5 protein-coding genes and 1 pseudogene are annotated in these 5,279 nt (G+C 68.8%); 4 read left to right on the forward strand and 2 right to left on the reverse strand.

The annotated features are described in order from the left end of the window. Positions 1–1,106, forward strand: a 1,106-nt coding sequence (locus VJ655_RS14205; RefSeq protein WP_324112134.1) for a TonB-dependent receptor domain-containing protein, incomplete at its 5' end; no start/stop codon positions are given. Between the two features lie 127 nt (positions 1,107–1,233). Next, positions 1,234–2,940 carry an alkaline phosphatase D family protein gene (locus VJ655_RS14210; protein WP_324112135.1) on the forward strand — a complete coding sequence of 569 codons (1,707 nt, stop codon included), beginning with the start codon at positions 1,234–1,236 and terminating at the stop codon, positions 2,938–2,940. A gap of 147 nt (positions 2,941–3,087) precedes the next feature. On the opposite strand, the gene VJ655_RS14215 is transcribed toward VJ655_RS14210, so the two are convergent. Then, a complete protein-coding gene (locus tag VJ655_RS14215; protein WP_324112137.1) occupies positions 3,088–3,714 on the reverse strand; it encodes a LysE family translocator in 627 nt (208 codons plus the stop codon). Next, positions 3,701–4,120: a phosphoribosyl-AMP cyclohydrolase gene (gene hisI / locus VJ655_RS14220; protein ID WP_324112139.1), complete on the reverse strand. Its 420-nt coding sequence runs from the start codon at positions 4,118–4,120 to the stop codon at positions 3,701–3,703. Before hisI ends, VJ655_RS14215 begins: the two co-directional genes overlap by 14 nt. 63 nt (positions 4,121–4,183) lie before the next feature. On the opposite strand from hisI, the gene VJ655_RS14225 reads away from it, so the two are divergent. Together VJ655_RS14225 and VJ655_RS21125 are read left to right on the forward strand one after the other, a co-directional pair. Beyond that, the gene (locus VJ655_RS14225; protein ID WP_324112141.1) at positions 4,184–5,068 is read left to right on the forward strand and encodes a DUF817 domain-containing protein; all 885 of its coding nucleotides are present in this window, start codon (positions 4,184–4,186) and stop codon (positions 5,066–5,068) included. 7 nt (positions 5,069–5,075) lie between these two features. Beyond that, positions 5,076–5,191 (forward strand): annotated as a pseudogene (locus VJ655_RS21125) (hypothetical protein); the annotation flags it as partial. Positions 5,192–5,279 lie beyond the last annotated feature (88 nt).

A 5,279-nucleotide genomic window follows, 5' to 3' on the forward strand; every position in this document is an offset into this window, starting at 1 on the left:
CCAACTACGGCGAGAACACCGCCTATGACGTCTATGCCGACGGCACGTTTAAGCTGACCGACGCCTTCGAGATCACGGCGGGCATCCGCTACACCAGCGAGGATCGCTGGGCCGCCTACCGCTCGACGGTGCAGAACGGACGCTCGATCCTGGGCATCCTTCTGGCCGCCCCGACGCCGACCAACCTGTTCCTGGCCGCCCAGCCGAACGCGGTGAACAATCCGCTGTTGCCGACGGTCGGCCTGATCGCCCAGCCGACGACCAACAACGGCGACACCTTCGCCAAGTCGATCGACGACAGCGGCCTGACCTGGCGCGTGGTCGGGCGCTACGCGCCGTCGGAGAGCCTCAGCCTCTACGCCTCCTACGCCCGCGGCCGTCGTCCGGACGTGATCTCGTCCAGCGCGCCGTCCACGCCGCTGGGCGCGGCCCGCTTCAACGTCGTGGCGTCCGAAACGGTCGACAGCTACGAGGCCGGCGCCAAGGGCAAGCTGATGGACGGACGCCTCTACCTGTCGGGCGCGGTCTTCCAGTACGACTACGACAATTTCGCCACCAGCTTCCGCCAGGGCGCCCAGGTGGTGACCCTGAACGCCGGCAAGGCCAAGGCCTACGGCTTCGAGGGCGAGGCCCGCCTGCAGGCCGGCGACTACTGGACCCTGTTCGCCACCTACGCCTACAACCACGCCCGCCTGAAGACCGGCCTGCGCGAGGGCAATCACTTCCGCCTGTCGCCCGACCAGACCTATTCGGTCGGCGCCGCGTTCAGCCGCGAGGCCCTGGGCGGCAAGCTGACCTTCACCCCGACCTACACCTGGCGCTCGAAGATGTTCTTCGACGACGACAACGATCGCAGCGACCTGCAGTCGTCGGGCCTGTTCCCCGACACCAAGGTCGACGAGTTCCAGAACGCCTATGGCCTGCTGAACGTGCGTCTGGGCTTCGGCGCCGTCGACGACCGCTGGAAGGTCGAGGCCTTCGTCGAGAACCTGGGCGACGAGCGCTACCTGAAGGACGCGGGCAACACCGGCGACAGCTTCGGCATCCCGACCTTCATCGCCGGCAAGCCGCGCTTCATGGGCGTGGGCGTCACGTTCCGTCATTAAAAGCTGTCATTCCGGCCCAGCGCGAAGCGCGCCGAGCCGGGACCGCCATAAGCGCCGAGCTTGCGGAGGTCCCGGCTCTACGCTTCGCTGCGGCCGGGATGACACGTGTCTTCGGGGAGAGCGCATCATGACTATCGACCGCCGCAAGGTTCTGGGCCTTCTGGGCCTCTCGGGCGCCGCCGCCGGCGAAGCCGCCGCCGCCACCGTCAAGGGCCTGCACGAGGGGCCGGTCCGCTTCGAGCACGGCGTCGCCTCAGGCGATCCGCTGCAGGACCGCGTGATCCTGTGGACGCGGGTGACCGCGCCGGACGCCAAGCTGCCAGTGGGCGTGCGCTGGGACGTGGCCAGCGACCCGGCCTTCAAGACCATCGTCCGCCAGGGCCACGCCGTCACCGACGCCGGCCGCGACCACACGGTCAAGGTCGACGTCACGGGGCTGAAGCCGGGGACCGAGTACCACTACCGCTTCCGCGCCAGCCGCGCGGGCCAGCCGGTCGGCGAGGCGATGGTCGGCCGCACCCGCACCCTGCCGGCCGGAGCGACCAAGGACGTCGTCCTGGCGGTGGCCTCGTGCAGCCTCTATCCGAACGGCTACTTCAACGCCTACGACGCGATCGCCAAGCTGTCGCGCGTCGACGCGGTGCTGCACCTGGGCGACTACATCTACGAATACGGCGCCGCGCCCGGCGACTACGGCATGAACTCGCCGACCGCCAAGACGCGCATGCCCGATCCGCCGCATGAGATCGTCACCCTGGACGACTATCGGCGCCGTCACCGGATCTACAAGACCGACCCGATGCTGCAGGCGGCCCACGCCCGCGCGCCGTGGATCGTGGTCTGGGACGACCACGAGACGGCCAACGACAGCTGGATCGGCGGGGCCGAGAACCACACGCCCAAGACCGAGGGTGATTGGGCCACGCGCAAGGCCGCGGCGCTCAAGGCCTATTACGAGTGGATGCCGATCCGCGAGCCCTCGGCGGGGGCTCTCCCCGAGGCGGCCTGGCGCGGCTTCCAGTTCGGCGACGTCGTCACCCTGCTGATGACCGAGACTCGCCTGACCGCGCGCAGCCAGCAGCTGGACTACGAGACCGACCTGCCGATCATCGACGGCAAGCCTGACGTCGCGACTTTCGTCGCCAAGTGGAAGGACCCTTCGCGCCGGATGATGGGCCAGGACCAGGAGCGGTGGCTGGCCGGCCAGGTCGGCGCCTCGGTCAAGGCCGGCACGGCCTGGCAGGTGCTGGGCAACCAGGTGGTGATGGCCCGTGTGGCGACGCCCAACCTGCAGAAGACGATGGGCGCGGAAAAGTTCGACGCCCTGGTCGCCAAGCTGCCCGACTACGCCAAGAAGCGGGTGGCCGAGTCCGTGGCCATGTCGGCCTACGAGATTCCGTCGAACCTGGACGCCTGGGACGGCTATCCGGCCGATCGCCAGCGGGTCTACGACATCTTCACCGCCGCCAAGGCGCGGCCGATCGTGCTGGCCGGCGACAGCCACATGTTCTGGGCCAACGAGCTGTGGAATGACGGCGGCGACAAGCGCGTGGCCGTCGAGTTCGGCGCCACCTCGATCACCTCGCCCGGCTATGGCGACCTGATGCCTGGCGCGCCGATCGGCGAGGCCTTCGTCGAGCGCAACAAGGAGGTCCGCTACAGCCACGCCAGCGCCAAGGGCTTCGTGCTGTTGACCCTGGAGCACGGCAAGGCGACGGGCGACCTGGTGGCGGTCTCGACGATCCTGGAACCGAAGTACGAGACCAGCGTGCTCAAGCGCTTCGTGGTGACGCCGGCCGCGGATGGCGGGGTCGAGGCGCTGAAGGAGGCTTGAGGCCTAAGTTGCTCCCCGCGTCGCGGGGGAGCTGTCGCGGAGCGACTGAGGGGGCGAGCTGGCCGCATGCCGCATTAGCCCCCTCCGGCCCGGAATTTATCCTCGGGCGCGCGCTTCGCGCGACCCGGGGGAGGATCTAGCGAATCCTCATCGCCGCTCCAGCGCCAGCCTCAGTCCGAACGCCACGAACACGCAGCCGGTGATACGGTCCAGCCATCGCACCACGACCGGAACCCGCAGCAGGCCGGCGATCGGCACCGTCGCGGCGATCAGGGCGGCGAACCACAGCAGGCCCTCGACGACGTGGATGGTCGTCAGGACCAGGCCAAACCGCGCCGGATCGACGCCGGCGGGGATGAACTGGGGCAGGAACGACACGTAGAAGATCCCGACCTTGGGATTGAGCAGGTTGGTCAGCAGGCCCCGCCGCAGCGCCGCGATCGGTCCGGCGTCCACGGCCTTCATCTCGCCGGGTTCGAACTGGTCGCGGGGCTTGAGGATCATGCGGATCCCGGTCCAGGCCAGATAGGCCGCGCCGACCCACTTGAGGATCGTGTAGGCGGCTTGCGAAGCGGTCAGCAGCGCGCCGACCCCGAACGAGGCCGCCGCGCCCCAGACCAGGCAGCCCAGGCCGATCCCGATCGCCGCGCCGGTCGCGCGACGAGGGCCCTCGGCGGCGGCGGTGCGGATGACAAGGGCGGTGTCCAGGCCCGGGGTCAGGGTCAGCAGGCCGGCCGCCAGGGCGAAGGCGACGAGGGCCTCAGTCGTGGTCATGGAGGGGCTTTTCCCGCTCGACCAGCCTGTCGCCCTCCAGCACGCGATAGAAGCACGAGCGGAAGCCGACGTGGCAGGCGCCGCCGTCGCCGCGCGGCCGCACCTTGAGCAGCACCGCGTCCTGGTCGCAGTCGACCCGCAGCTCGACGACGTCTTGCAGCTGGCCGCTGGTTTCACCCTTCTTCCAGAGCTCGTTGCGCGAGCGGCTGAAATAGTGGGCGACGCCGGTCTCGACCGTCAGCTTCAACGCCTCGTCGTTCATCCAGGCCAGCATCAGGATCTCGCCGGTGTCGGCGTGCTGGGCCACGGCCACGATCAGGCCGTCGGCGTTGAAGCGCGGCGCCAGGAAGGTCCCGCGCTCCAGGGCGTGCTTGTCGGGGGCGGTGGGGAACAGGGCGTCGCTCATGGACGTGACATATGGCGCAGGAGAGGGGTGTTGCGCTAGCTTCCCGGCGTTGCGGGGAGCCGGATGAACCTCAAGGATCGCATCAAGGCCGCCGTCGCGGCGCTGGACGTCTGGGCCCGCCCTTGGGCGGAGCGCTCGCGCTGGAACGGTTACGCCTACGAGTTCCTGCTGTTCGGACTGAAGCAGGCCTGGGCCTGCCTGTTCGGCGCCCTGATGCTGGCCCTGCTGGTCGGCACCAAGCTCTTGTGGCCGGAGCACGCGGCCATCGCCCGCTACGACTTTCTCGTCATCGCCTCGGTCGCCATCCAGGCCGCGCTGCTGGCCCTGAAGCTGGAGCGCTGGGACGAGGCGGTGGTGATCTTCATGTTCCACGTCGTCGGCACGGTCATGGAACTGTTCAAGACCGCCCACGGCTCGTGGATCTATCCGGAGCCCAGCCTGTTGCGCATCGGCGGCGTGCCGCTGTTCACGGGCTTCATGTACGCCTGCGTCGGCAGCTACATCGCCCGGATCTGGCGATTGTTCGACATCACCTTCGAGCGCTATCCGCCGTTCTGGACGACCCACATCCTGGCGGTGCTGATCTACGCCAACTTCTTCACCCACCACTATGTGACCGACATCCGGGTGGGGCTGTTCGCCCTGTCGGCGCTGCTGTTCGGACGGACCTGGTTCGTGTTCACGCCCGACCGCGCGCCCCGCCGCATGCCGATGCTGATGGGGGCGGTGCTGGTCTCGCTGTTCATCTGGTTCGCCGAGAACCTGGGCACCTTCGCCGGCGCCTGGATCTATCCCAATCAGGCCGACGGCTGGCGCATGGTGCCGATCGAGAAGATGGGCGCCTGGTACCTGCTGATGCTGATCAGTTTCGTGCTGGTGACCCTGGTCCATCGGCCCGTGGAGGCCTGCGTGGCGCGGATCCGCGAGGGGATGCGGGCGGCGGCTTAGAGTCCGTGCGTCCTTCGAGGCGCGCTCAGGAGCGCGCACCTCAGGATGAGGTGTTCAGTGCAATGAGGTCCTCATCCTGAGGCGCCCGCGCAGCGGGCCTCGAAGGACGCACCGTCGGCGTGATGATCGCGTCTAGGCCCTGTTCAGCCCCGGCCGCTTCCGCTCCACCGCGAACCGCGCCACGGTCGACAGGGCTCCGCCCGGGGTCGTC

Origin of the sequence: Caulobacter sp., from assembly GCF_035254145.1 — a bacterium.
Classification (GTDB): Bacteria; Pseudomonadota; Alphaproteobacteria; order Caulobacterales; family Caulobacteraceae; genus Caulobacter.

Coding starts and splice junctions, on each gene's coding strand:
- VJ655_RS14210 (WP_324112135.1), top strand. CDS start 1,234: ATGACTATCGACCGCCGCAAGGTTCTGGGCCTTCTGGGCCTCTCGGGC.
- VJ655_RS14215 (WP_324112137.1), bottom strand. CDS start 3,714: ATGACCACGACTGAGGCCCTCGTCGCCTTCGCCCTGGCGGCCGGCCTG.
- hisI (WP_324112139.1), bottom strand. CDS start 4,120: ATGAGCGACGCCCTGTTCCCCACCGCCCCCGACAAGCACGCCCTGGAG.
- VJ655_RS14225 (WP_324112141.1), top strand. CDS start 4,184: ATGAACCTCAAGGATCGCATCAAGGCCGCCGTCGCGGCGCTGGACGTC.